This is a genomic window from Thauera sp. K11 (assembly GCF_002354895.1).
In the GTDB taxonomy this organism is placed as follows: domain Bacteria; phylum Pseudomonadota; class Gammaproteobacteria; order Burkholderiales; family Rhodocyclaceae; genus Thauera; species Thauera sinica.
This window is the reverse complement of the sequence record NZ_CP023439.1, coordinates 1,965,815-1,990,136: the sequence shown is the minus strand read 5'-3', so window position 1 is coordinate 1,990,136 and position 24,322 is coordinate 1,965,815. Positions and strand designations below refer to the sequence as shown.

The following is a 24,322-nucleotide window of genomic DNA, read 5'->3' as shown; positions in this document are numbered from 1 at the left end:
GACGAGGCAGCCCCTTCGCCGGGTTCCACCGTCACGCCGCCGCTGTAGCCGTTGATGGGAAGCCGGCTTGGGCTGGGTTTGAAGTGAAGTTCTCGGTGTAGAAGGTGGCGCCCTTCCAGCCGCTCGCGTCGGGGTAGCGGATCAGGCTGCGGGGGATGGTGAGCTTGAAGCCCGCGTTGACGTAGCCCGACTCGATCTGGGCCACATGGCTCGCCGCGTAGTTCAGCGTGCTGTCGGCGTTGCTGGTGAGCTTCGCTTTCTGAGCCGCCCAGTCGCTGCTGTTGTTGATCTGCAGGATCTCGATGCCCTGCTCCTTGGCGAACTGCAGGCCGCGGGTGGTGGAGACGGCGTCGAGGTGGGCGTTCTCCTGCCAGATGTAGGCCTCGTAGGCGGAACCGGCGAAACCGGCGAGCTTGAAGGCCCGCCAGTCGCCGGTAGTGCCGTCGAGCCGACGGCTGGTGAAATGCTGCCGGGCCAGTCGATGAGGAAGCCCTTCCGGAAGAGGCCGTAAGGCAGATCGAAGAGGTAATTGACCTTGACCTGGGCCGAGGTCAGACCCAGGCTGATGCCGGTGGTGCCCGATTCGCCGAAGAGCCCGCCGACCTGCCGGGTGGCGTCCACCACATGGCGGCTGTACTTGGCGGCGGCCAGGTTGAGGAATTCGCCTTCGACGGCATCCCGGCTCGCCTCGGAGGCGTTGGGATCGGAGTTGGCCCGCACCGCGGCCAGGAGTTGTTCACTTCGCTTGGCGAGGTAGGCGTCCGAGGTGTGCCAGGCGTTGGCGTGCAGGGCCTGGAGGCTGGCGGCGGCGATGTTGGCGTAATTGACCGAGCTGACGACGCCACCGTTGGACGGCAATTCGGCGACGGTCACCTTGAGTTGGAGAACATTGTCGGAGGAGCAGAGGGTGGTGGTGCCGCTGCCGGCATCCTTGGTCTGTTCCGCACCGTCCACCGCAGGACGGGAACGACGTTGACGCTGGCGCTGCAGGTCGGGGCCGCACCGGGGTCGACGCTGTTGAGCCAGGTGGTGTAGGCGGTCTGGTCGCCGGCAGTGGCGCCGCGGAAGGCCAGGGTCAGGCGGGCGGTGGCGAGCTCCGGCAGGTTGAGGGTTTTCTGGGCGAGGATGTTGCCGGCGTAGTTCTCGGGGTTGGTGCCGCTCTTGTTCCTCACCGTCACCTGCAGGCGGTAGCGGTGGCGGTCGGGCAGCGCGGCAGTCTCCGCCGATTCGCCGGCCACCCCGCTCCAGCTGTCGTACTTCACCACTTCGTAGGGCGGGACGATGGGCAGGATGTCGAAGCGGGTGCGCTTGATTTCGCTCTTGTAGGGGATGTCTTCGAGGGTGTTGTTGGCGTAGTTGGGGGCCTTGGTGCGGGCATGGGCCACCGTCTGGTCGGCGAAGTGCTCTTGCGGCAGGCGATAGCGGCCCTGGCCGTCAATGCGGCTCGCCAGCCAGCCGGTGTAGTCGAAATCGAAGCCGCTATCGACCGGGATGCCGGCCTGGTAGCGGTGGTCCTTGTAGGACGGGTCCAGCGGTACCCAGCGGTGGCCGGAATCGTCCACGGCGGCGCCGCGGTAGGCGGAATACGGCAGGCAAGCCTCGACCCACACGTGGGCGAGGCCCAGGCTGTTGGTGCCGTAGCTGGCCGAGGGGTTGCCGTTGGCGGCGAGGATGTTGGCGGCGGCCTGGTAGGTCTTGGCCCCCACCCAGCGCGGCCCGCGCCCGTCGGCGCCCTTCGGGGAAGCGTCGATCACCTGGACGGTGCCGCGCACGTAGCGGGCCGGGACGTTGGAAGCGCGCAGCAGGGCCACCAGCAGGCTGGCCTGGTCGGTGGCGCCGCCGGCCTTGGCCCACAGGGTGGAGACTCCGCCCTTCAAGGAGCCGAAATAGGGCTCGAAGGCGACGTTCTGGTTCACCCATTCAAAGATGCGGGCCGGGTTGTAGTCCAGTTCCTTGGCGAGCGCCTGGATGTCGGCGTGGCTCTTCGGGGCCTCGGCCGTATCGGCCAGGTCGGCGGCGGTATAGCCGCAGGCAGCGGCTTCCGCCGGGGTGGATTTGAGGGCCACGCGCATGACCCCGCCCGCATCGGCGAAGTGGTGCCGCAGGAGCCAGAGGGTATCGCCGACGAAGCGAGGCGGCTCGGCAGCCGCTGGCAATTCCGTCACCGGCTGCGGTTCGGCGAGCTTCCAGTTGGGCTGGGGCAAGGGGGCCACCGGCCGGGCGGCTTCCCAGGCGGCGAGGCGGTCGGCCAACTGCCGGGCGCGGGGGCCGAGGTTGGCCCGATCCGCCTTCTCCAGGGCCTGGAGGTCGGCGTCGAGCAGGGTGAAACGGGCGGCCAGTTGGCGGCGCAGTTCCCGCCCTTCGCCGGCGGCCCGTCCGGTGCCGCGGCCTTCCGCCGCCTGCGCCGCGGCGTCGACGCGGGCCAGGACTTCGTCGCGCAAGGTGCGCATCTCCTGCCGCTTGGCGGCTGCCTCGGAGCGCCGGGTGGCGAGGTCGTCGTCCGTGGCGGCATCGGCGCGGCGCGCCAGGGCGCGGGCTTCGGACAGATGGCGGCCCAGGGTATCGGCCAGGCGATCGCCGGCGCGGTGCTGGGCGGCCTTGACAGCTTGCAGGGCCTCCGCCGGCAGCGGCGCCAGTTCCTTGGGCGGCGCAGCGTGGGCCAAACCCGCGCAGAGCACGGCAGCGATGAGGGAAGTCAGGGGCAGGCGGCGCATGGGAGCCTCTTCAGAAGATTCGCGTTCGTTGGGGTTCAGCACGCCGCCTTGCGGCGGATGGCGGTCAGCAAGGCGCCGCCCAGGGCGAGCAGCGCCCAGGCGGGAATGGGAACGTCCGCGTCGCCGCCGCTGCTGGCGACCACCTCGGCGACATCGATGCGGCCGATGACCAGGGTGGTCGCGCCAGTCGCATCGGTCACCTCGTAGTCGAAGGCGTAGCTGCCGGTACTGGTCGGTGTCCCGGTAATCTGCCCGTTGGCCGCCAGGGTCAGTCCGGGCGGCAGGGCGCCGCCGGTGCGGGCGTAGGTGAACGGCCCAGTGCCGCCGCTGGCGGACAAGGCATAGGCGAAGGGCTGGCCGAGGGTGCCGGCGGCGGAGAAGGAGGTCGCAGTGAGGCCGGCCTGGGCGTTGCCGTTGGTGGCCAGCGAGCCCTGGGCGTCGGCCACGGCGGTCTGAGTGCCCAATTGTTGCTCCACCACGTCGGGGAGGCCGTCATTGTCGGCATCGGCAATCTGCGCGCCCGCCGCGGCGGGAAAGGCCGCCAATACCCGGGCGGTGACGAAGGGGTCGCCCCGCCAGCTGCCGTCCGGGTTCTGCTGATCCGCCAGCCAGTTGCGGGCATTGGTGACGGCGGTGGTGGCGGCGGAGTCGCCCTCCGCAGCGAACAGGGCCAGGGCCCGCACCGCCAGGGCGGACGCCGTGGGGCTGGAGACTTCCAGGGTACCGCTCTGCGGGTTGCGTTCCGCGAAGCCGCCGTCGGCATTCGCTTGGGCAATCAGCCAGGTCTTGGCGCTGGCCATGGCGGTGTCGATGGCCGAGGGCGAGGTCTTGGAGCAGGCGGAACCGCTGAGGAAGCGGCCGGCTTGCCGTTGCTTCTTGAGCTCAAAGAGCGTCAGCGCGGTGGCGGCCAGCGAACCGTTGACTGCGTGGGTGGGCTGCCCGTTCTGGGGCAAGGCGTAGGGCCAACTCCCGTTCCAGGGGGAAGCCGTCAACTGGTCCGGCAGGGTATGGCAAAGGACGGTGACCGTCAGTTCGGTGGTGTCGTTGGTGTAGGAGACACCGGCGCTGCGCAGGGCCCCGAACGCCAGGGCCGTATCAGGGAAGCTGGCGGCATAGCCGGGAAACGGCCCCCACAGGGCCGTATTGCCCGTGCTGATGCTCCCGGCCTTGGCCGCCGAGGTGTTGCGTTCATCGCGCAGCGTACCGGCGACGGCGGTGGCGTCCCGGCCGGCCGCCGCCAGGGCGGCCGCTTGCCAGGCGCGGGCATCGACACTGCTTCCAGGCGCGTTGGCCAGCCAGGACAGCGCCCGCCCATACTGCGGCGATTTGCTCATGCCGCCCGCCAGCAGCGCATCGACCGTGGCGGCGGTGGCTTGCACTTCCAGTCCCTGCAGGCCGCTGAACGAGCCGTCGCCCTTCTGGGTCTGGACCAACCACTTGAGTCCCTTGGCACGGGCGTCGTCGACAGCCCCCTGCGCCGGCAAGGCGACAACGATGGTCAGCAACAATGCCGACAGGAAATGATGACGGTCCACGAGCTCTCCCCCTCCGGTTAACCGGGTAGGGAGACTACCTATTTGTCATTACACCTGTTGCGGGCCTCTTTTGAGCCGAACGGCTCATGACAAACGGCTTTTATATCACCGTTGTCATAGCCCGTGACCAGGGTCGGCAGCCACGGCCGACTTGGCTCGGCGATTCCTCGGGACGCCCCGGATAACCAGCGCCGCCATCAGGACGCCGACCGCAAGGCGTCCGCCACCGTGCAGAAAATTATGCGTCAGCATCACGGGGGAAACGTGGTCGGGATCGTAGTGATCAAGGAACATATCCCAAGTATAGGCATGCAGCGTGAGAGGAATGTCCATCAGCATGAACGCTACGCCAAGCACCGCGACAAGCAGCAACCGCAGCAGGCGAATGCCGGCTTTTCCCGGCCAGGCCCCCGCCAGACCGAGCCCAATCGTGACTGGCTGCAGCATGGCGCCGACGGTGGTGGTCACCTCCAGCCATCCCTTCGGGTGAGGTTGAACGACATGGGTCCCGACGACGAGCATCCGCACAAGATTCGTCCGCAGGCGGATCACCGTATCCTGGCCGGTATGATCGAGGCCAAGGAAGAGGATGCCGAAGCGGTCGTCGATCCAGCCCAGGAGGGTTGGGGTCGTGATCGACAAGACGGCTTCCACCAGCGCCCGCCCGCCTACCAGGGCAATAGCGATCACCAGCCCAAGGGCGACGGCCAGCCGGAGAACCAGCCCGCCGGGGTCAGGCCATGCGCCGTTGGGCGTGGTGGAGGACGGCATAGAAATAGGCAGCGGTCAACGCGACCAGCACGGCCGGGAGAACCGCCGTGTGCAAGGTGTCAAATAGCTGCCGGTCGGCACGATGGCAGTAGAACAGCGCCAGGATGCGCGCCTGGTTGATCAGGAAGACGACAGCGATGCCCAGCCCCAGTCCCGCCAGGCGGTGGCGCCAGGGCATGCGGACGGCGGCAAAGGCGGCGACGAGGAGGAACATGACCTCGGTGCCCTCGCAGCCGTTGAGGATATTGAGCCCGCCGCCCGGTGCCTTGATGCTGGAGCCGACGGCCTTGGCCGGAATCTCCGGCGTGAGGAGACGCACGAAGGCGGCCGCCGAGGTCACGGTGGCTTCGTGGACCACCAGCCGCTCGACCCAGGTGCCGCGTGCTGCGCTCCAGCCCCATTGCAGGAGGGCGAAGGCGGCGACGAGCAGCAAGAGGGATCGCCCCAGCGGTCGGGGTGGTGGCGCCATCGGCGGGGCATTGACCGCGCCGTCGGGGAGAAAAGCGTGGCCGTCGCGGGAGTGTGGAAGCATGCGGTGATCGGAAAACCGGACCCGTGCATGCTGAACGGATAACATGACAAAGCGGTGACAGGCGCCGGCGCAGGTCACCAACCGATTCGATGTTTTTCCTCGGTTTCCCGATGCCGGGCGTCGTCGGCGGTGTGCAGATAGCCCGAGGTCGTCGTCAAGGACTCGTGCCCCAGGTTATCGCGGACGTGTCGGAGGTCCATGGCTTGGTCGGTCATGTGCGATCCGGCGGTATGGCGCAGCCAGTGGGCCGAGGCCTGTTCGAGACGGTCCGCCCGACACGCACTGTCCTCACCTTGGTGGCGGAGCCGCTGCGCTGCCTGCCGGAAAACCTCCTTCACGATGGCATGGACTGCGGCCCGCGTCAGCGGCCGGGGCTTGGCACCGATCGGCAGGAGCAATGGCGTCTCGTCTCCCGGCAAGGGAAGCGGCGGCAGGCCGTTCTCGCGGCGGTAGCGGGCCAATTCGACCATCAATTCGGCCGTCGCCGGCACGATCCGCACCTTGCTGCCTTTGCCGGTGACTTCCAGCCACCAGCGTTCCTCCCCAGCTTGGTCCCGCCGGCAAAAGAAGCCGCCCATCGTGTTGCCGGCCACTTCCGAGATGCGCAAGCCGCAGGCATAGAACAAGGAGAACAGCCAGCGTACCCGAAAATAGTGCTCCCGCTCGCGATCGGTTTCCCGCGGCATGGTCTCGACCGCGGCCCGAACCTCGCGCCACAGGTCGGGTTCCAGGTAGCGGGTCTGGCGTGGCTTGGCCTTGCGTGCCCGCTGGCGGGAAAGGGCCAGGGGGTTGCCCGCCAGGTAGCCGGCGGTGACCAGCCAGGAGAAGAGCGCATTCAGGATCACCATGGCCTGGCGTTGGCTGGACGGCGCCAAGGGACCGGCGAAGGGGCGCCACGCCGGGTGGCTCCTGCCGGGCTTGCGGCCCCGGGCAAGCACCCAGCGGCTGGCCGGCTGGGGATCGGCCAGGAAACGTTGGTATACCAGCAGATCCTCGTGAGTCAGCGACGATAGCGGCTTGCCCTGCTGGGCCACCGCCCAGAGCAACAGGCGCTCGGCCTCCTTGCGGTAGTTGTCGAAGGTGGTCCGGGTATCGGCGAAGCGGGCGAGCCAGGCGGCGATCGCCTGCAGATCGTTTTGGGCGGCGATGACGGTGGAGGCGCTGCGTGCCCGGTTGCTGCCGGCGCTGCCGTCGAGTTCCGCCGGCAGGCGCAGGTGTTCAAGGGGCGCCGGGAAGCCGGACGATCCGGCGGAAACGAGGTTGTCGGGCATGGCGCAGTTCTCCGCAGGCGACTGAAGGGATTATTTGACACTATACGGTTAATGTCAAAAGCCACTCTGCGGAAGTTCGATAAATGACGGTTTACGTTGTATTATTCCCCAAATCATCGCCTCGCCGGAGCCGCGCGATGCCCACCGAAGCCCAGATCCACGCCGAAATCGAGGCCCTCCGCCAGCAGATTTCCGAGACCCAGGAACTCTACCGCGAGGTCTGCGCTGTGCTGTTCTTCCGCTACGGCATCACGCCCACGGCCAACAAGCTCTACCAGTACGTACGCAAGGGCAGCATGTCGGCGCCGGCGGAAGCTCTGGCGAAATTCTGGGAGGACCTGCGGGAAAAGAGCCGGGTGCGGATTGAGCATCCCGATTTGCCTGACAGCCTCAAATCGGCGGCCGGGGAGTTGGTCGCCGCCTTGTGGACCCAGGCCCAGGGGGCTGCCCAGGAGGGGCTGGCGGTCTTCCGGTCCGAAGCCCAGGCGGCCGTGCTGGAGTCGCAAACCGCCCAGGCGTCAGCCGAGAACGAGCGGACCACCGCCCTGCTGGCGCGGGAGCAGGCCCAGCAAGCGATCCAGGTCGCCACGGAACGGGCGTTGGCGCTGGAGTGCGAACTGGCCGTCGAGCAGGCCGGCAAGGCGGCGCTGGCCACCCAATTGGAAGCGGCCGTGCGTCAGCAAGCGGCCTTGGAAGCGGCTTTGGCCGACGCCCGCCGCGATTTCGCGGCCGAACTGGAAAAGCTGCGCCAGGCGTTGCAGCGCTCCGAAGAACGTTGCGAGGCGGCGGAAAAGCGCGCCTTGCTGGAGATCGACCGGGAGCGGACGGCTGCGGCGAGGGCGCAGAAAGAGCTGGAGAAAGTCCGGCAGCAGCAACAGGACGCCGAGGACCGGCATCGCACCGAGGTAGCGCAGCTTCAGGCCGACTTGGGCGGCGCCCGACAGAAAATCGGCGTGGCCGAAGGGATGCTCCAGGAAATGCGAACGCGATACCAACAACAGGCGGAGGAGATGCAATCCCTGCGGACGATTGCCGCAGAAAGCGAGACCCGAAAAAGCTTACTGGAGCGCGACCTTACCGCTTGCCGGGAGAAAATCGCCGAGCTTGATAAGGAACTGCAGCAGAGACCGGCGCCAGCCCCCGAGAAATCGGCTACCAAGCCACGAACAAGAACCCGAAAAACAGTTGCTTAGGTTCGATCTTGCGGCTGGTTGCAACTTCCCTGTCATTGCACCAGGTGGTTTGTTCAGCAGCAATTGCTTATATGTCCTCAAATTGCAGCTTCGCTCCCACCGGGCCTATCGAGTGGCCTTCGGAATGGCCAAACACCGTTCCACCTTGGCCAAAAGCCCCCCTTGGGCTGATAGCGAAACTCGGCGGGCTCTTCGGGAGGAAATCATAAGCGGCTACTCATCGACTTTTCGACTGGAGGCTGGTCGCTACATCAGCCACCGCACCCGTCAAGCCCGGTTCTGCAGGGCAGGCGCTCGTGTCCGATTGGCAAAACCAATGGTGCGGGGAAAGAGACTCGAACTCTCACGCCTTGCGGCGCTGGAACCTAAATCCAGTGCGTCTACCAATTCCGCCATCCCCGCGTAACCGGCTGATCGTAAAGCGCGCGCATTATACACGCGCCTGATGGCCGCATGCCTTGCTGCGGGCGGCGTCCGTCGCGGTTGCCGGTCAGTGGCCGATGCGGCCGTAGTTGTCTTCGAAGCGGACGATGTCGTCCTCGCCGAGATAGCCGCCCGATTGCACTTCGATGATCTCCAGCGGCAGCCGTCCGGGGTTGGCCAGCCGGTGCGTGCGGCCCAGCGGGATGTAGGTGGATTCGTTTTCCGCCAGCAGGAAGACCTTGTCGCCGCAGGTCACTTCGGCCGTGCCGCGCACGACGATCCAGTGTTCGGCGCGGTGATGGTGCATCTGCAGGCTCAGCTTGGCGCCGGGATTGACGACGATGCGCTTGACCTGGAAGCGTTCGCCGCTGTCGATGGAGTCGTACCAGCCCCACGGGCGATAGACCTTGCGGTGGCTCTGGGCGAGGCTGCGGCCTTCGGCCTTCAGGCGCGCGACGACCTTCTTCACGTCCTGCGTGCGGCTCTTGTGGGCGACCATCACCGCGTCGGGCGTTTCGACCACCACCATGTCTTCGCAGCCGATCGCGGCCACCAGGCGGTTGTTCGCATGCACCAGCGTGTTGCGGCTCGCTTCGAACATGACTTCGCCGCGGGCACTGTTGCCCTGCTCGTCCTTCTCGGACACGGCCCACAGCGCGTCCCAGGCGCCGACGTCGGACCAGCCCGCCGACAGGGGCACGACGACGCCGGCGCCGAGTTCGGGGGCGGATGGCAGGTGCTCCATCACGGCGTAGTCGATCGAGTCCGACGGGCAGCGCTCGAAGGCGGTGCGATCGATGCGCAGGAAGTCCGCGTCGCGCTGGCATCCGGCCGCCGCCTCGGCGCACGCGGTTGCCATCGCCGCGTTGCATTGCGCGATGGCGCGCAGCCACACCGAGGCTTTCATCATGAAGATGCCGCTGTTCCAGAAATACTGGCCGCTGTCGACGTAGGCCCGGGCGGTCTCGGCGTCGGGTTTCTCGACGAACTCGAGCAGGCTGCGGGCGGTGTCGGCGCCGCTCCGTACGTCGCCGGCGCGGATGTAGCCGTAGCCGGTTTCCGGGTGCTCCGGAACGATGCCGAAGGTGACCAGCGCCCCGTCGGCGGCGAGCCTGGCGCCCTCGGCGATCCCGCGCTGGAAGGCGGCGACGTCGGCGACGACGTGATCGGCCGGCATCACCAGCAGCACCGGATCGCCCTCCTCGCTCGCCACGTGGGCGGCCAGCGTGAGCGCGGGGGCGGTGTTGCGCCCCGCCGGCTCGAGCACGATCTGCGGCGAGCGGGCGCCGATCTGGCGCAACTGCTCGGCGATGATGAAGCGGTACTCTTCGTTGGTCACGACGATGGGACGGGGGTCCACGTCCGTCGCGCCGAAGCCGTTCAGGCGCAGCGCCGTCTCCTGCAGCAGCGAGTTTTCGCCGGTGAGAGGCAGCAACTGCTTGGGGTAGCTTTCGCGCGAGGCGGGCCACAGGCGGGTTCCGGACCCGCCGGAGAGAATTACGCTCTTGATCGTCATCTGCAGGAACTCTTTTGGAATCGTCGGGAACGGACCGGAAGCCGGCGCAAGGCAGGCACCCAGTTTACTGCAGCACCTCGCGCAGCATGCGCCGCACGCCCGGGCGCCAGTCGGGCAGCGCGAGGCCGAAGCGCTGGCGCAGCCGCGTGGTGTCGAGCCGCGAATTCAGCGGGCGCCGCGCAGGCGTCGGGTAGTCCGAGGTCGGGATGGCGGCGATGTCGGTCGCCTTGAGCGCGATGCCGAGGGCGCGCGCCTCTTCGATGACGAAGCGGGCGTAGCCGTGCCAACTGGTTTCCCCGGCCGCGGCCAGGTGGTAGGTGCCGGACAGGTTCGCGTCGCGCATCGCGCTGCGCAAGGCGTGGGCGCTCACATCCGCGATCAGGTCGGCGCCGGTGGGCGCACCGGTCTGGTCGGCGATCACCGTCAGGCGCTCCCGTTCGGTTGCCAGCCGCAGCATGGTGCGGGCGAAATTGCCGCCGCGCGCGGCATACACCCACGACGTGCGCAGGATGAGATGGCGGCAGCCGCTCGCGCGGATCGCTTCTTCGCCGGCGAGCTTGGTCCTTCCGTACACCGATAGCGGCGCGGTGGCGGCGTCTTCGCGCCAGGGTTGCCCGCCACTGCCGTCGAACACGTAGTCGGTCGAATAATGCACCAGCCAGGCGCCCAGGGCCGCGGCCTCGGCGGCAAGGCGGCCGACGGCCCCGGCATTGATCGCATGGGCGAGTTCGGGTTCGCTCTCGGCCTTGTCGACGGCCGTGTAGGCGGCGGCATTGACGATGACGTCCGGCGCCAGCCGGCGCACGCCGGCCGCGAGTTCGTCCATCCGCGAAAGATCGCCGCACAGGCCGGGGGCACCGCTGCGGTCGAGCGCGACCACTTCGCCCAGCGGCGCCAGCGAGCGCTGCAACTCCCAGCCCACCTGTCCATTACTGCCCAGCAACAGAATCTTCATGACTTCAGCCTTCGCGCCCCGGATAGTGCGGCGGCCGGATTATCGCATCCGCGCCGGTCCGCAAAGCATGCAATGCTGCGCACGCGGGCGGAAAAGGCATGGCGGCATGAGGTTTTCTTCCGCACCCGGCTCCGCGCGGCCTACATCCCGGGCCGGTCGGCGTACCCCGTCATCTCCAGGTAGCCGCGGCCGAACTCGCGCGGGGCGGAGTGGGCCTCGTCCGCTCCGGCGCCGCCGGGGGCTTCGAGCACGCGCACTGCACCTTCCCAGTAGATCGCACCGGTCGATCGTGCGCTGTCCAGCTCCTGGTCGTCCATCAGCGGCACCAGGCGCAGCCGGCGCGCGTGGCCGCCGCCGGCCGCCGTGGCGGGCAGTTCGAGTTCCCACTCCACCGGGTACTCGGCGCCGGTGCGCGGCGAGCGCCAGGTGCGCAGCGGCGTGAAGCGCACCGCGTCCGGTCCTTCCCGGCGCTGCGTCCGGCCATGTTCGACCAGGGTGAATGCCGACCACAGCGCGCCGCCGGCGTCGTCGCGCATGCGAAAAGCCATCAGCGAGCCGCCGTCGCGCAGGTTGATGCCGATCCAGTCCCAGCCTTTCGCGCGCTCGGGCATCAATTCGCTGGACCATTCGTGGTCCAGCCAGGCTTGGCCGCGCACTTCGTGCCGCCTGCCTTCGAGCGTCAGCGTTCCCGCCACCGCGAGTTGTGGGCGGCTGTAGTAGTGGCTGGCGTGTCTGGGATCGGGGGCTTTGCGGCTGAAGCCGTCGTGCCCGTTCAACAGGGGTGGCCCGGCGGGCAAGAAGTCGAGTTCGAAGGAAAAGGCGTCCGCCGCGATGCGCGTGCGGTAGCGGCCGCCGTCCCCTTCGAGCAGCCAGTCGCGCACCCAGGCGCGGGTCCTGCCGGCGTCGGCGCCGGCCAGCGGTTCGTGGGCGCGCTCGGCCCGCTGCGCATGCCGCAGGCGGCCGAGGGCCGGATCGGCGATCGCTGCATGCGCCAGCACCAGTTGCGTGGGCGCGAAGCGGCTCTTGCTGCGCTCGCCGATGCCGGTTCGCACGCGAAAGAAGGTCACCTGGAAGCCGCGCTCGATGCCTGCTTCGTCCGTGATCCAGCCGGTCACGTACCACCATTCGGTGCGAAACGCGGGGTGTGCCCCCAGATCACGCGGGAAATCGAGCGGCGTGCCGCGCAGCACGGGAGGAAAGTCGGCCTCCGCGGCCGTTTCCGTGCAAAGGCCGGTGCCTGCGAAAAGCGCGCACCACAGCGCGGCCATGCGCGCGATGCGCCGCAGGATGCCGCCCCCCTGCCCCGCCGCTCCCGCCCGGCGCGATCCATCCATCACCAGTCCTCCTTCACCGCGAGCACGGCGGATCGGCGCGTCGCATGGGCTCCCGCGAGCTGGGCCGCCCAGCCCGCGAGCAGGACCAGCGTGACCGAGAACACCGCCAGGGCCGCCCAGGGCACGCTGAAGTCCATGCTCCAGTGGAAGCTCTGGCGGTTGATGACCTCGATCAGCACCACGGATACCGCGGCGCCGCCCAGCAGGCCGGCCAGCACGCCCATCACGCAGGTGAGCATGCCTTCCAGCGCCAGCAGGCGGCCGATGTCGCGCCGGGTGAGGCCCAGGTGGCGCAGCATGCCGAATTCCCCCCGGCGCGACGCCGCCTGTGCGGCAAAGGTCGTGGCGATGCCGAACAGGCCGATGGCGACGGCAACGGCTTCCATCAGGTAGGTGATCAGGAAGGTGCGGTCGAAGATCTGCAGCGTGATTGCACGGATCTCCCCCGGTCGCGCGATCTCCACGCGCTGTTCGCCCAGGAGTTCCCGCAGCGCGGCGGCGACCCGATCCGCCTCGTGGCCGGCGGCGAGCCGGATCGCGACGTCGTTGATGCGCCCGTCCCCGGTCACCGCCAGGTAGTCCTTGCGCTCGATCACCACGGCGCCGTGCTGGCGCGCGTAGTCGCGCCAGATGCCGGCCACCCTGAAATCGTGCATGGCGCCGCCGATCGGCAGCGTCAGGCGATCCCCCGGCTTCAGGCGGTGGCCGTCGGCGATCGCCTCCGCGATCCAGGCGGGCGGGCGTGCCGCGGTGGCCGGCGGGCTCAGCGTGCCGGCGACCAGCGGCAGCCCCCAGCCTTGCGCGACGGGCCTCGCCAGCAGGGTGACCGGCGGGCTGGCGGCATCCAGCCTGAAGTTGACCGCGCGCACCGGGTCGGCCCCGGCCACGCCGGGCAGCGAGCGGATGCGCTCCAGCGCCGCATCGTCCAGGTAACCGCTGGCCGAGGAGGCCGAGGCACGCAGGTAGAGGTCGGCCGGCAGGACCTGCGTCAGCCAGTCATCCACCGACAGGCGGAACGAATTGACCATGATGGCCATGGCCGAGGCCACCGCGACGCTCGCCACCACTCCGGCGCCGGCCACCGCCACCTGCCGGCGCGAGGCGACGAAGCGGGCGCGCGCCAGGCGCCACACCGGATGCCGTCCGCCGGCGAGCAGCCGCGACACCGCCGCCGTCAGCGGCGGCAGGGCGAGGACGGCCGCCGCGAGAATGCCTGCCACCGCGACATAGCCGCCGAGCGGAATGCCGCCGAACGGCGGCAGCAGGCAGGCCGCCCCGGCGAGCGCCAGGGCGGAGAGCGCCATTCCCGCGCGGCCGCGCTCGGGCCGTGACGGCGCATCCCGAACCCCGGCCGCATGCAATGCCTGCGCCGGCGGCACGCGCGTGGCCTCGCGCGCCGGCAGCCAGGCGCCGCCCGTGCCCGCCGTGATCCCCAGCGCCAGGTAGGCCGCAGACAGCAGCGGGTCGACGTGCAGCGTCGGCACGATGTCGCGGAAGACCCCTGCGCCGAGGTCGGCACCCGCGAAGCGGAAAGCCAGCGCAGCCAGACCATGCCCCAGCGCGACGCCGAAGATGCCGCCGACGCCCCCGATCACCGCCCCTTCGGCAAGCAGCCCCCGCCTCAGTTGTCCGCGCTCCAGCCCGAGCGCGCGCAGGACCCCGAACTCGCGCCGGCGGCGCACGACGGCGAGCCACTGCGCCGAGAAGACGAGAAAGCCGCCGGTGAGCAGCGCAATCGCCGCCAGCATGGTGAGATTGACGCGATAGGCGCGCGACAGCCCGGCCGCCTCGGTGGCGGCTTCGTCTACCGTGCGCAGCACCACGCCGGCGGGCAGCAGCGGCGACAGCGCGGCCATCGCCTGCGTGCGGGTCGTCCCCGCCGCAAGCCTGAGGTCGATGCGGGTCAGCAGACCGCGGCGGGCGAAGACGTCCTGCGCCGCGGCGATGTCCATCACGCCCATGCGCTCGCGCGCGCCCGGCACGCCGCCTGCCACGTCCAGGTCGTGCAGTTGCAGGCCCGACTGCACGGTGAGCCGGCGCGGCGCGGAATCCCCGCCGCCTGCGTCCGGGAATACGGACGCTTCCGCCTCGGCCGACAGGAACAGGGCGTCTTCGCGCAGGGCGGCCAGGCGGTCCGGCGCCGGGCCGGTACCTCGCCCGGCCACCGGCAGCAACTGCGGCTGCACGGCCGCGACGCGGAACAGATCGACGCCGAGGATGCGCAGCGGCGCCGGGGCGCCTGGAATGCGCGCCTCGATCTCCAGCACCGGGCTGGCCTCGGCCACCTCCGGCCGCAGCGCCAGCACCGCATAGAGATCTTCGCCGAAACCCTCGCGCGGGCCGGTCACCTGCAGGTCGGCGATGCCGGACATGCGGCGCACGCCTTCGCCGAACTCGTCGAGCGCGGCACCGTGGATGATCTGGACCGCAAGGCCGAGCGCGACCCCGAGCGCGATCGACAGCAGCGACAGCGCGCTCGCCAGCCGCCGCTTGAGCAGGCTGGCGACGAAGACGCGGCGCAGCACGCCGCTCACGCGGGCAGGCCGGCGTCGACGAGCCGTCCGCGGCTGAGTTCGAGCACGCGATCGGCACGCCGCGCCGCGGCGCGCGAGTGCGTCACCAGGATGCCGGCCGCGCCGCCGTCGCGGACCTGCTCCAGCAGCAGGCCGAGGATGTCGGCCGCCCGCTCCGGATCGAGGTTGCCGGTGGGTTCGTCGGCCAGCACCACCGCGGGCCGATGTACCAGCGCCCGGGCGATCGCCACGCGCTGCAACTCGCCGCCGGACAGCATCTGCGGCGCGTCGGCGCCGCGCCCTCCGAGGCCGACGCGCTCCAGCATCGCCTGCGCGCGTTCGTCGGCCTGCGCGTCGGCGATGCCGAGCAGCCACAGCGGCAAGGCCACGTTCTGCAGCACGCTCAGATGGGGCAGCACGTGGAAAGCCTGGAATACGAAGCCGAACCGCGTCCTGCGCAGGCGGGTGAGGCCGTCGTCGTCGAGGCCGCGGAGTTCCAGTCCGCCGACGGCGATGCTGCCGCCCTCGGCTGCATCCAGGCCGGCGATGCAGTTGAGCAGCGTCGACTTGCCGGCGCCGGATTCGCCCACGATGGCGATGCACTCGCCGGCCTCCACCTGCAGCGACAGGCCGTCGAACAGGCTGCGCGGCGGCGAACCGGGCAGCGTCTTGACGAGGGCGTGGATGTGCAACATGGCTGCAGGGACTCCGCGAGCAAGGAAAAAGTGCCCGACGGGCGTCTTCGCTTATACTCCCGCCGCCCCGCCAGCGCCAAACCCCTCCGGCCGCGCGGGCGCCGTGCGCCATGTCCGTCGATCACTACGAGAACTTCCCTGTCGCCTCCATCCTGCTGCCGTCGTCGCTGCGCGGCCCGGTGGAGGCGATCTATCACTTCGCGCGCAGCGCCGACGACGTCGCCGACGAGGGCGATGCGCCGGCGGTGGCGAGGCTGGCCCGGCTCCACGACTACCGGCTGGCGCTCGATGCGATGGAGCGCGGCGAGGCGGTGCGCGATGCGAGCCTGGCGCCGATGTTCGAACGCCTTGCCGCCGCCGTGCGCGAACATCGCCTGCCCGTGCAACTGCTGCGCGACCTGCTCGACGCTTTCAGCCAGGACGTGGGCAAGACGCGCTACGCCGATTTCGGCGAACTGCGCGATTACTGCCGGCGTTCGGCCGATCCGGTGGGGCGTTTGCTGCTGCATCTGTACAAGGCGGCGACGGCCGACAATCTGCTGCTGTCCGACCGCATCTGCACCAGCCTGCAACTGATCAACTTCTGGCAGGATGTCGCCATCGACTGGCGCAAGAACCGCGTCTATCTGCCGCAGGACGACATGGCGCGCTTCGGCGTGCAGGACGCGACCATCGCCGGGCTCGCCGGCGGCAGCCTCGACCCCGACGCCGGCTGGCGCGCCCTGCTCGCCTTCGAAGTGCAACGCGCCCGCGCCATGATGCTCGAGGGCGCGCCGCTGGCGAAGCGGCTGCGCGGCCGCGTCGGCTGGGAACTGCGCCTGGTGGTGCTGGGCGGATTGCGCATCCTCGAACGGATCGAAGCGGTCGACCACGACGTGTTCCGGCACCGGCCGGCACTGGGGGCGGGCGACTGGCTGCGGATCGGCTGGCGGGCCTTCAACTGGAAACCTGCATGAATCCCCACGACTATTGCCAGCAGAAGGCGGCCAAGAGCGGCTCGAGCTTCTATTACAGCTTCATGTTCCTGCCCCCGGGCGGCGGCAGGCCATCACCGCGCTGTATGCGTTCTGTCGCGAGGTCGACGACGTCGTGGACGAGTGCCACGACCCGTCGATCGCCCAGGCCAAGCTCGAGTGGTGGCGCCAGGAAGTGGCGCGGGTGTACGGCGGCACGCCGGCGCACCCGGTGGGGCAGGCGCTGAAGGACGTCGTCGGCACCCACAAGCTGCCGCGCGAACAACTGCTCGAGATCATCGACGGCATGGCGATGGATCTGTCGCAGACGCGCTATCTCGATTTCAAGGGCCTGCAGCTCTACTGCTACCGGGTGGCGAGCGTGGTCGGGCTGCTGGCGGCGGAGATCTTCGGCTACCAGGACCGGCAGACGCTGAAGTACGCGCACGATCTGGGCCTGGCCTTCCAGCTCACCAACATCATCCGCGACGTCGGCGAGGATGCGCGCCGGGGCCGGATCTACCTGCCGATCGAGGATCTGCAGCGCTTCGACGTTCCGGCCAGGGACATCCTGGATGCACGCTATTCGGACGCCTTCCGCGAACTGATGGCCTTCGAGGCGCAGCGCGCCGAGCAGTTCTACGAGCAGGCTTTCGCCCACCTGCCGGCGGTGGACCGCAAGGCCCAGCGCCCCGGCCTGGTGATGGCCGCGATCTACCGCACGCTGCTGCGCGAGATCGCGGCCGACGGCTTCCAGGTGCTGGATCGCCGCACCTCGCTGACGCCGCTGCGCAAGGTCTGGCTGGCGGGCATGACCTGGTTCAGGGGCTGAGCCGGTGAGCGTGCCGGCGGTCGCCGTCATCGGAGCCGGCTACGCCGGGCTCGCCTGCGCGGTCGAACTCGCGCGCTGCGGCGTGCACGTCACCGTGTTCGAGCGTTCGCACACGCTGGGCGGCCGTGCGCGGGTGCTGCCCAGGGACACGCACTGGCAGGTCGACAACGGCCAGCACATCCTGATCGGCGCCTATGCCGAACTCACCCGCCTGCTGCGGCTGACCGGGGGTTCCCCGCGCCAGCTCGAGAACCTGCCGCTCACGCTGCACGTGCCGGGACGGCTGCACTTCCAGGCCGCCAGGCTGCCGGCGCCCTTCCATCTCGCCGTCGGCCTGCTGCGCGCGCGGGGCCTGGGCTGGGCGGACCGCGTGGCGATGCTGCGCCTGATGCGCAGCCTGAAGCGCGATGGATTCCGGGTGGCGCCGGGTTCGACGGTGGCCGGGCTGCTGCGCCTCGCCCGCCAGACGCCGGCGCTGACCGAACTGGTCTGGGAGCCGCTTTGCGTGGCCGCGCTCAACACGCCGGCCGCCGAGGCCAGCGCCCAGGTCTTCGCCAACGTGCTGCGCGACGCCCTCGCCTCCGGCGCCGCGGCCAGCGAACTGCTGATTCCGCGCGTCGATCTCTCCGAACTCTTTCCCGTGCCTGCAGCGCGTTTCCTGGCCACCCGCCGCGGCACGCTGCGCACCGGCAATGCCATCTCCGCGATCCAGCCGGTGGAGGGCGGGTTCCGCCTGGAGGGCGACCCCGGCAGCCAGCCGTGGCGGCAGGTGGTGCTCGCCACCGCGCCGTATCACGCCGCGCCGCTGCTCGCGTCGACCGGCGCCTGCGACCGCCTCGCCGCGCAGCTCGATGCCCTGCCCTACGAGCCGATCGTCACCGTCTATCTGGCGCTCGGCCGCGGCCAGCAACTGCCCGAAACGATGATCGGACTCGTCAGCGGTGGCACGGCCGGGCCGGCGCAATGGGCCTTCGACCGCGGCCGCCTGGGCGGGCCCGAGGGCCTCGTCGCCTGCGTGATCAGCGCAAGCGGCGCGCACGGGCAGACGGCGCGCGACGAACTGATCCTCGCCACCCACGCCCAGCTCGAACACCAGCTCGGGCGCCGGCTGCCGGCGCCGGAGTGGTCGCAGGTGATCATCGAAAAGCGCGCCACCATCGCATGCCGGCCCGGCGTGTTCCGCCCGGACATCCGCACGCCGCTGTCCGGCCTGTGGCTTGCGGGCGATTACGTGGAGTCGGACTACCCTGCGACGCTGGAGTCGGCGGTGCGATCGGGCGTGGCCTGCGCGCAGGCCATCGTCGCCCGGTTCGAGGGCGGCGGCTGAGCCCGGTGCGGCGCCGGGCGCTGCGGCTCAGCCTGCGCTCAGGTGGCGCAGCACCGGGTTGAGCATGGCGGCGCCGAGCCGCTTGCTGCGGGCGCCGTTCCAGCCGTTGTGGCCATCGGGCAGGTTGGCGTTGTCCTTGAAGGGCATTTCCAGCGTCAGCGATACGCAGCCGAAACGGTTGGCCACCCACTTGCTCGCCAGCGTCAGCAGTTCGTCGCCGAAGCGTCCCGGCTCGTAGCCTTCCCCGGTCTGGAAGTCCGGACTCACCGCGGCGAAGCTCTCGATGAAGCGCGCCTGGCGCTCGGCCGCCCCGGCGGTGAAGCCGGGCACCTCCTCCGCGGTGGAGAAGAACACGTAGGGCAATGCCTCGTCGCCATGGATGTCGAGGAACAGGTCGCAGCCGCAGCGCTCCATCTCCTCGCGCACCAGGAAGACTTCGGGGCTCGCCGCGGGATCGGGCTCGCGCCATTCGCGGTTGAGGTTGCGGCCGGCGGCGTTGGTGCGCAGGTTGCCCCGCACGGAGCCGTCCGGGTTCATGTTCGGCACGATGTACAGCACCGCGTGTTCGCGCACCTTGCGCGCCACCGCGTCGGCGGGATCGAGCAGGCGCTCGAGCAGGCCCTCGACGAACCACTCGGCCATCGTCTCGCCGGGATGCTGGCGCGCGATGATCCACACCGGCCGGCGTGCCGGCGTGGGCCGGCCGACCACGATCATGTCGAGGTCGCGGCCCTCGACCGTGCCGCCCAGGTTGCGCAGGCTGGCGAAGGGCGAGTCGTCGGCGCGGCCGAGCAGGTCGAGGTGGCGTTCGAACGAGTACGGCTCGAAATAGGCGTAATGGACGGTATCGCGCTCCGGGGTGTGCTCGACGATCAGTGCGCCGTCCTCGTAGCGCGTCGAGCGGATGCGGAACCAGTTCTGGCGGTCGTAGGACGCCACGCAGCGGTAACCGGGCCAGCCGTCCGGGTAGGCGGCCTCGCCCGCGTTTTCGAACACCATGCGCAGCGCGGTGCCGGCCCCGCCATGCAGGCGGAAGTGGAACCACTGGCGGAAATCCGCGGCATTGTCGGCACGCAGGCGCAGGCGGATGTCCTGCGGATCGTCCAGGCTGACGACCTCGATGGCACCGGAGTCGAAGTTCGAGCTGATGCGCATGGCCGGTTCAGTCGAGGCGGCGGTGGAAGACCGGCCTGTCGATGTCGGACGCATCGGCGGCGAAGGCGTAGCCCTCGCGCTCGAAGCCCTTCAGCGCCTCGACGTCGTCGATGCGGTTCTCGATCACGAAGCGGCTCATCAGGCCGCGCGCGCGCTTGGCGTAGAAGCTGATGATCTTGTAACGCCCGGCCTTCCAGTCTTCGAACACCGGGGTGACGATGCGCCCCTTGACCGCCTTGGCCTTGACCGACTTGAAGTACTCGTCCGAAGCGAGGTTCAGCAGCACCGGCTCGCGCCCCTGCTCCGCCTCGCGGGCGAGCAGGCGGTTGAGCCCGGCGGTGATGCGTTCGCCCCAGAAGGCGTACAGATCCTTGCCGCGCGGATTGGCCAGCCGCGTGCCCATCTCAAGGCGATAAGGCTGCATCAGGTCCAGCGGACGCAGCACGCCGTACAGGCCGGACAGGATGCGCAGGTGGTCCTGCGCCCAGCGCAGGTCCGCTTCGCCCAGCGTCGCGGCGGCCAGGCCCGCATAGACGTCGCCGTTGAAGGCGAGTACCGCCTGCTTCGCGTTGCCCTCGTCGAACGGCCGCGACCAACTGGCATAGCGCGCCACGTTCAGCGTCGCGAGTTGATCGGACAGCGACATGAGTTCGGCGATCTCGGCCGGCGATCGCTGCCGCAGGATTCCGATCAGTTCCCCGGCATCGTCGAGGAAGTCCGGCTGGGTGTGCAGGCCGGTGGTGGGCGGGGTCTCGAAGTCGAGCGCCTTCGCGGGGGAAATGACGAGGATCATCTGGACAGGGAAGCAGGAACGCGGAAACGGGAATGGCGATGGTAGCAAACGGATGCGCCGGTCCGCTCAACGGCCGGCGGCGGTGCGCGCCAGCCGCTGCCGGCGCTGCTCGAACAGGCAGATGGCGGCGGCCGCGCCGACGTTGAGGGATTCGACGCCCTCGCCCATCGGGATCGTCACCAGCCCGTCGGCAGCGCTCAGCAAGGCCGGCGACAGCCCTTGCCCCTCGGCGCCGAACATCCAGGCGGCCGCAGGGGCGAGGTCGAGTTCGTAGAGCGATCGCGCCCCCGGCGCAAGGGCGGTGGCAAGCCGCGGCCCGGGGAAACCGGCCAGCAAGGCGAGCGCATCGGCCTGTTCGCGGATGCGCAGCACGAAGTGCGCACCCATGCCGGCGCGCAGCACCCTGGGCGACCACGCCTGGGCGCAGCCTTCGGTGAGCAGCGCGTCGGCCACGCCGGCCGCCGCCGCGGTGCGCAGGATGGTGCCGAGATTTCCCGGGTCCTGGACGCCGTCCAGGACGACGACGTCGCCGGAGAATTCCGCATGCCCCGCTCCGTCCGGCGGCCGCGGGGTGTCGATCAGCGCGACGATGCCGGAGGGCGTATCCACCGGGCTGACGTGGGACGACAGGGCGTCGTCCAGGCAGATGCGCTCTATCTCGGCCGGCGCGCGCGCAAGCAGCGCGGCGACTTCCCCGCGCTGCAGCGCCGTCTCGGCGACGACGAGCCGCTTCAGCGGAAAAGCGTGGTCCAGCGCGGCGGCGATCAGGTGGGGGCCGTCGAGCACCGTCTCGCCCGTCTTGCGCCGCTCGCGCGCCGATGTCGCGAGGGCGTGCAGGTGCTTGACGAGGGCGTTGTCGCGCGAGCGGATGGGCCTCATCGCGATTCGAGGATGCGCCGCACCGGCGCGAAGCTGCGGCGATAGAAGTCGGCCACGCCGTGACGCTCGATGGCCGCCAGATGCGCGGTGGTCGGGTAGCCCTTGTGGGCAGCGAGTCCGTAGTACGGGAAAGCCTTGTCGAGCAGCCGCATCGTCTCGTCGCGCGCGGTCTTGGCCAGGATGGAGGCGGCCGAGATCGAGGGTTCGGTGGCGTCGCCCTTGACGATGGCGCGCGCGGGGTACGGCAGCGCCGGGCAGCGGTTGCCGTCGATGCGGACCTCGTGCGGTGCCACGCCGAGCGCCGCGACCACGCGCTGCATGGCCAGCATCGTGGCGTGCAGGATGTTGAGGCGGTCGATCTCCTCGGCCGATGCCTCGGCCACCGCCCAGGCCAGCGCCCGCTCGCGGATCAGTGGCGCCAGGCGTTCGCGGGCGCGCTCGGACAGCTTCTTGGAGTCGGCCAGCCCGTCGATCGGCCGCGCCGGGTCCAGCACGACGGCTGCCGCGACGACGGGGCCGCACAAGGGGCCGCGGCCCGCTTCATCGACCCCGCAGATCAGGCCGGCTGCTGCGAAGCTTTCCATTCGGTGTCCGTCAGGTAGGGCAGGATGGCGGCCGCCGCTTTCTCCGCGGTGTTCTGGCGCAGGGCGAGATGCAGTTCGGTGAACCGCTCGACCAGCCGTTCGACCGCCGCGGCATCGGCGAGCCAGGCTTCGAGGGCGTCGGCCAGCTTGTCCGGCGAGGCATCCTCCTGCAGCAGTTCCGGCACCATGGCCTCGTTGCACAGGATGTTGGGCAGGCCCACCCACGGCAGGTAGGCCAGGCGCTTCATCAGCCGGTACTGCCATTTGCCGATGCGATAGGTGATCACCATCGGGCGCTTGAGCAGCGCCGCCTCCAGGCTGGCGGTACCGCTCGCGACGAGGACCGCATCCGCCGCGGTCATCGCATCCACCGCATGGCCGAACAGCATGCGGATGGGCAGTTCGCCGGCCTCGTTGCGGCGCATCGCTTCCTCGAACAGCGCTCTCGTCTCGCGCGTCGCGAGCGGAACCAGGAAGGTGATGTCCGGCCGCCGCGACAGCAGCAGCTTGGCGGTGGCGATGAAGGTGTCGGCCAGGTTGTTCACCTCCGACTGCCGGCTGCCGGGCAGCAGCGCGATCACCTTGCGCTTGCTGTTGAGGCCGAGCAGTTCCCGCGCCGCGGCGCGATCCGGCTGCAAGGGAAACACGTCCGCCAGCGGATGGCCGACGTAGCTCACCGGCACGCCTGCGCGTTCGTAGATCTGGGGCTCGAAGGGAAACAGGCACAGCATGCGCGTCACCGACTGCGCGATGCGCTCGATGCGGCCGCCCCGCCATGCCCAGATGGACGGACTGACGAAGTGGATCGCGGGGATGCCCGCGTGCTTGATCTTGCCTTCGAGCCACAGGTTGAAGTCGGGCGCATCGACGCCGATGAAGGCCGCCGGCCGTTCCCGCCGGATCTGCGACAGCAGGGTCCGGCGGATGCCGGACAGCTCGCGGTACCGCTTCAGTGCATCGACGTAGCCATGCACCGCCAGCAGTTCGCAGGGCCAGCGTACGTCGAAACCCTCGGCCTGCATCTTGGGGCCGCCGATGCCGAAGAACTCGGCATGCGGGACATGGCGCTTGATCGCGCGGATCAGGTGGCTCGCAAGAAGATCGCCGGAGGCTTCGCCGGCAACCATGGCAATCCGCATGACGTCAGCGAACGATGCCGCGACCGGATTCGGCGATGAATTCCGCGAACGGCGCCGCCTCGGGTTGCTCGGCCGCGATCTCGGCCGTGCGCTGGCGCGCCTCCTCCAGTGACAGGCCCGACCGGTAGAGGGCGCGGTAGGCGCGCTTGATCGCCGCGATGCCGTCGGCCGAATAGCCGCGGCGGCGCAGCCCCTCGCTGTTGATGCCGTGCGGCGTGGCCGGATTGCCCGACACGGTCACGAACGGCGGCAGGTCCTGCAGCAGCACGGTGCCCACTCCGCAGAAGCTGTGCGCACCCACTCGACAGAACTGATGCACGCCGGTGAAGCCGCCCAGGATCGCCCAGTCGCCCACGTGGACGTGGCCCGCCAGCGTGGCGTTGTTGGCGAAGATCGTATGGTCGCCGACCTGGCAGTCGTGCGCGACATGCACGTAGGCCATGATCCAGTTGTCGTTGCCGATGCGGGTGACGTGCGCGTCCTGGCTGGTGCCGACGTTGAACGAGCAGAATTCGCGGATCGTGTTGCGGTCGCCGATCTCGAGCCGGGTGGGCTCGGCGTCATACTTCTTGTCCTGCGGCTGGGCGCCGATCGAGCAGAACTGGAAGATCTCGTTGTCGCGGCCGATGCGGGTGCGCCCTTCGATCACGACATGCGGGCCGATGCGCGTGCCGTCGCCGATCTCGACGTGCTCGCCGATGATCGAATATGCGCCGACCTCGACATTCGCGCCGAGCCTGGCCGCCGGATGGACGATTGCGGTCGGATGGATCATAGGTTCCTGATCGCGCACATCAGTTCGGCCTCGGTGGCGACTTCACCGTCGACGCGCGCGATGCCCTTGTACTTGTAGATGTTGCGCTTCGCGTGGGTGATCGTCATGTCGAACAGCAACTGGTCGCCCGGCACCACCGGACGCTTGAAGCGCACGTTGTCGATGCCGGCGAAATACACGACGCTGTTCTCGTCGGGCTTCACGCCAGTGCTCCTGAACGACAGCAGCGCGGCCGCCTGCGCCATCGCCTCGATGATCAGCACGCCCGGCATGACCGGGTGATGCGGGAAATGGCCGGGGAAGAACGGCTCGTTCATCGTCACGTTCTTCAATGCGAGGATGCGCCTGCCCGGCTCCAGTTCCAGCACGCGATCCACCAGCAGGAAGGGATAACGGTGCGGCAGGTACTGGAGAATCTCGTTGATGTCCATGA

Annotated in this window: 22 protein-coding genes, 1 tRNA gene and 1 pseudogene; 4 read left to right on the top strand and 20 right to left on the bottom strand. The window is 69.5% G+C overall.

Features of this window, described 5'->3' with window-relative positions; all coding sequences use genetic code 11:
- Positions 1 to 31: 31 nt before the first annotated feature.
- The 7 genes from CCZ27_RS23460 to CCZ27_RS08670 form a co-directional block, all read right to left on the bottom strand.
- A complete protein-coding gene (locus tag CCZ27_RS23460; RefSeq protein WP_157748506.1) occupies positions 32 to 205 on the bottom strand; it encodes a hypothetical protein in 174 nt (57 codons plus the stop codon).
- A gap of 17 nt (positions 206 to 222) precedes the next feature.
- Positions 223 to 873, bottom strand: a complete 651-nt coding sequence (locus tag CCZ27_RS23455; RefSeq protein ID WP_157748505.1) for a hypothetical protein — start codon at positions 871 to 873, stop codon at positions 223 to 225.
- Positions 870 to 2,714: a transglutaminase-like domain-containing protein gene (locus CCZ27_RS08690; protein ID WP_096447377.1), complete on the bottom strand. Its 1,845-nt coding sequence runs from the start codon at positions 2,712 to 2,714 to the stop codon at positions 870 to 872. The genes CCZ27_RS23455 and CCZ27_RS08690 overlap by 4 nt, the downstream gene beginning before the upstream one ends.
- 35 nt (positions 2,715 to 2,749) lie before the next feature.
- Positions 2,750 to 4,249 carry a putative Ig domain-containing protein gene (locus CCZ27_RS24540; RefSeq protein ID WP_157748504.1) on the bottom strand — a complete coding sequence of 500 codons (1,500 nt, stop codon included), beginning with the start codon at positions 4,247 to 4,249 and terminating at the stop codon, positions 2,750 to 2,752.
- A gap of 114 nt (positions 4,250 to 4,363) precedes the next feature.
- On the bottom strand, positions 4,364 to 5,020 hold the full coding sequence (locus CCZ27_RS08680; protein ID WP_198363297.1) for a hypothetical protein: 657 nt from the start codon (positions 5,018 to 5,020) through the stop codon (positions 4,364 to 4,366).
- Positions 4,983 to 5,453, bottom strand: coding sequence for an archaeosortase/exosortase family protein (locus tag CCZ27_RS08675; protein ID WP_198363296.1), 471 nt, complete (start codon positions 5,451 to 5,453; stop codon positions 4,983 to 4,985). The genes CCZ27_RS08680 and CCZ27_RS08675 overlap by 38 nt, the downstream gene beginning before the upstream one ends.
- A 173-nt stretch (positions 5,454 to 5,626) precedes the next feature.
- Positions 5,627 to 6,823 (bottom strand): tyrosine-type recombinase/integrase, encoded by a 1,197-nt coding sequence (locus CCZ27_RS08670; RefSeq protein ID WP_096447371.1) that lies wholly within the window; start codon positions 6,821 to 6,823, stop codon positions 5,627 to 5,629.
- 137 nt (positions 6,824 to 6,960) lie between these two features.
- Here CCZ27_RS08670 and CCZ27_RS08665 point away from each other — a divergent pair, with 137 nt between their 5' ends.
- Positions 6,961 to 8,016, top strand: a complete 1,056-nt coding sequence (locus CCZ27_RS08665) for a DNA-binding protein (RefSeq protein ID WP_157748503.1) — start codon at positions 6,961 to 6,963, stop codon at positions 8,014 to 8,016.
- 317 nt (positions 8,017 to 8,333) lie between these two features.
- Here the strand turns inward: CCZ27_RS08665 and CCZ27_RS08660 are convergent.
- The 6 genes from CCZ27_RS08660 to CCZ27_RS08635 all read right to left on the bottom strand — a co-directional run bounded on the left by CCZ27_RS08660 (position 8,334) and on the right by CCZ27_RS08635 (position 15,452).
- Positions 8,334 to 8,418: transfer RNA gene (locus CCZ27_RS08660), tRNA-Leu, on the bottom strand.
- An 88-nt stretch (positions 8,419 to 8,506) separates the two neighbouring features.
- Entirely contained in the window at positions 8,507 to 9,955 is a 1,449-nt protein-coding gene (locus CCZ27_RS08655; RefSeq protein WP_096447367.1) for a mannose-1-phosphate guanylyltransferase/mannose-6-phosphate isomerase, read from the bottom strand.
- A 64-nt stretch (positions 9,956 to 10,019) separates the two neighbouring features.
- Positions 10,020 to 10,910 carry a dTDP-4-dehydrorhamnose reductase gene (gene rfbD / locus CCZ27_RS08650; RefSeq protein ID WP_096447365.1) on the bottom strand — a complete coding sequence of 297 codons (891 nt, stop codon included), beginning with the start codon at positions 10,908 to 10,910 and terminating at the stop codon, positions 10,020 to 10,022.
- A 140-nt stretch (positions 10,911 to 11,050) separates the two neighbouring features.
- Positions 11,051 to 12,178, bottom strand: a complete 1,128-nt coding sequence (locus tag CCZ27_RS08645) for a lipocalin-like domain-containing protein (RefSeq protein WP_096452353.1) — start codon at positions 12,176 to 12,178, stop codon at positions 11,051 to 11,053.
- 65 nt (positions 12,179 to 12,243) lie between these two features.
- A complete protein-coding gene (locus CCZ27_RS08640) occupies positions 12,244 to 14,778 on the bottom strand; it encodes an ABC transporter permease (RefSeq protein ID WP_096447363.1) in 2,535 nt (844 codons plus the stop codon).
- A complete protein-coding gene (locus CCZ27_RS08635) occupies positions 14,775 to 15,452 on the bottom strand; it encodes an ABC transporter ATP-binding protein (RefSeq protein ID WP_096447361.1) in 678 nt (225 codons plus the stop codon). The genes CCZ27_RS08640 and CCZ27_RS08635 overlap by 4 nt, the downstream gene beginning before the upstream one ends.
- Before the next feature lie 110 nt (positions 15,453 to 15,562).
- Between CCZ27_RS08635 and hpnC the strand changes: the two genes are divergently transcribed.
- From hpnC to hpnE, 3 genes and pseudogenes are all read left to right on the top strand, one after another.
- Positions 15,563 to 16,408 (top strand): squalene synthase HpnC, encoded by an 846-nt coding sequence (gene hpnC, locus CCZ27_RS08630; RefSeq protein ID WP_096447359.1) that lies wholly within the window; start codon positions 15,563 to 15,565, stop codon positions 16,406 to 16,408.
- Positions 16,405 to 17,237, top strand: a pseudogene (hpnD, locus tag CCZ27_RS08625) (presqualene diphosphate synthase HpnD). Before hpnC ends, hpnD begins: the two are co-directional and overlap by 4 nt.
- Positions 17,238 to 17,241: 4 nt before the next feature.
- Complete coding sequence (hpnE, locus tag CCZ27_RS08620) at positions 17,242 to 18,564, top strand: hydroxysqualene dehydroxylase HpnE (protein WP_096447357.1); 1,323 nt, start codon at positions 17,242 to 17,244, stop codon at positions 18,562 to 18,564.
- A 27-nt stretch (positions 18,565 to 18,591) separates the two neighbouring features.
- On the opposite strand, the gene CCZ27_RS08615 is transcribed toward hpnE, so the two are convergent.
- The 7 genes from CCZ27_RS08615 to fabZ all read right to left on the bottom strand — a co-directional run bounded on the left by CCZ27_RS08615 (position 18,592) and on the right by fabZ (position 24,320).
- Positions 18,592 to 19,719, bottom strand: a complete 1,128-nt coding sequence (locus CCZ27_RS08615; protein ID WP_096447355.1) for a M14 family metallopeptidase — start codon at positions 19,717 to 19,719, stop codon at positions 18,592 to 18,594.
- 7 nt (positions 19,720 to 19,726) lie between these two features.
- Positions 19,727 to 20,512, bottom strand: coding sequence for a peroxide stress protein YaaA (gene yaaA, locus CCZ27_RS08610; RefSeq protein ID WP_096447353.1), 786 nt, complete (start codon positions 20,510 to 20,512; stop codon positions 19,727 to 19,729).
- 66 nt (positions 20,513 to 20,578) lie between these two features.
- Complete coding sequence (locus CCZ27_RS08605) at positions 20,579 to 21,391, bottom strand: TrmH family RNA methyltransferase (RefSeq protein WP_096447351.1); 813 nt, start codon at positions 21,389 to 21,391, stop codon at positions 20,579 to 20,581.
- Entirely contained in the window at positions 21,388 to 21,975 is a 588-nt protein-coding gene (gene rnhB / locus CCZ27_RS08600) for a ribonuclease HII (RefSeq protein WP_096447349.1), read from the bottom strand. The genes CCZ27_RS08605 and rnhB overlap by 4 nt, the downstream gene beginning before the upstream one ends.
- Positions 21,948 to 23,102, bottom strand: a complete 1,155-nt coding sequence (gene lpxB / locus CCZ27_RS08595) for a lipid-A-disaccharide synthase (RefSeq protein ID WP_232516606.1) — start codon at positions 23,100 to 23,102, stop codon at positions 21,948 to 21,950. The genes rnhB and lpxB overlap by 28 nt, the downstream gene beginning before the upstream one ends.
- A gap of 16 nt (positions 23,103 to 23,118) precedes the next feature.
- The gene (gene lpxA, locus CCZ27_RS08590; RefSeq protein ID WP_096447345.1) at positions 23,119 to 23,889 is read right to left on the bottom strand and encodes an acyl-ACP--UDP-N-acetylglucosamine O-acyltransferase; all 771 of its coding nucleotides are present in this window, start codon (positions 23,887 to 23,889) and stop codon (positions 23,119 to 23,121) included.
- Positions 23,886 to 24,320, bottom strand: a complete 435-nt coding sequence (fabZ, locus tag CCZ27_RS08585; protein WP_096447343.1) for a 3-hydroxyacyl-ACP dehydratase FabZ — start codon at positions 24,318 to 24,320, stop codon at positions 23,886 to 23,888. The genes lpxA and fabZ overlap by 4 nt, the downstream gene beginning before the upstream one ends.
- Positions 24,321 to 24,322: the final 2 nt, after the last annotated feature.